This window comes from Priestia sp. P5_B4 (genome assembly GCF_056400385.1).
Map to the genome: position 1 here is coordinate 1 of NZ_JBFULJ010001059.1, position 1,173 is coordinate 1,173.

2 protein-coding genes are annotated in these 1,173 nt (G+C 43.6%); one reads left to right on the forward strand and one right to left on the reverse strand.

Translation table 11 applies throughout. The features are described from left to right. A partial coding sequence (locus AC1DRF_RS28755; protein WP_477742406.1) for a (Fe-S)-binding protein occupies positions 1 to 347 on the forward strand: 347 nt, incomplete at its 5' end. Between the two features lie 28 nt (positions 348 to 375). Here AC1DRF_RS28755 and AC1DRF_RS28760 read toward each other — a convergent pair. Further along, positions 376 to 1,173 (reverse strand): LLM class flavin-dependent oxidoreductase (locus AC1DRF_RS28760; RefSeq protein ID WP_477742407.1); only part of this gene is annotated, 798 nt, incomplete at its 5' end.

Here is a 1,173-nt window from a genome sequence, read left to right on the forward strand (position 1 = left end):
TTGTTACGTATCAAGACTCGTGTCATTTAAGAAACGTGATGAAAACGTCCAGCGCACCGAGAAGGCTAATTCAAGCGATTAACGGAACGGTGTTTAATGAAATGGAAAATGCGGATCATTGCTGTGGCTCAGCTGGTATTTATAATCTAACGGAACAAGAGATGTCTATGCAAATTTTAGATTATAAAATGGAAAAAGTGAAAGAAGCCCATGCACATACGATTGTAACAGCAAACCCGGGCTGTCTTATTCAAATGAAGCTAGGGGTAGTCAGAGAAGGAGTAGAAGAAAGTGTAAGGGCCGTTCATCTTGCAGATTTACTTCTTGAAGCAGTAGAAAGCAAATAAAAAGGCCGGACGTGTCCGGCCTTTTTTATTATTTGAACAGCTGAGAAACAATTTCGTACGAACGAAGGCGAGCTTTGTGATCGTAAATTTGAGCGTTAATCATCAGTTCATCTGCTTCTGTTTCTTCAATAAACTGTTCCAGCTTGACTTTAATCGTCTCAGGACTTCCGACAATAGAAGAGCCCAGCTGCTGTTGAAGAGAAGCTTTTTCAAAGTCAGTCCATAGTTCATCCATATTATCCACAGGAGCTTTTAGTTTACCCGGTGTGTTTCGAATTAAATTTAGAAACTGCTGCTGCATAGAAGTAGCCAAACGTTCAGCTTCTCTATCTGTATCAGCAGCGATTACGTTTACACCTAACATTGCATATGGTTTGTCTAACACGTCGGACGGCTTAAAATAACGGCGATACATGTTAAGAGCTGTCATTGTATTATTAGGCGAAAAGTGACTTGCAAATGAAAATGGCAAGCCCAGCTGTGCAGAAAGCTGTGCGCTAAAACCGCTTGAGCCAAGCAGCCAAATCGGAATATTTAAACCTTGACCGGGAACAGCTTTAACGCGCATCTGACTTTCTGAAGCCGGTTTAAAGTATTCTTGCAGTTCAGCCAGCTGTTCTGGGAAGTCACTGCCGTCGCTTCTGCGGTCGCGTCGCAGAGCTTGTGCTGTCAGCTGATCTGTCCCTGGCGCTCTTCCTAAGCCTAAATCAATACGTCCTGGAAATAGTGATTCAAGCGTGCCAAAATGCTCAGCAATAACAAGCGGAGAATGGTTAGGAAGCATAATACCTCCAGAGCCTACGCGAATGCGTGACGTGCCTGCAGC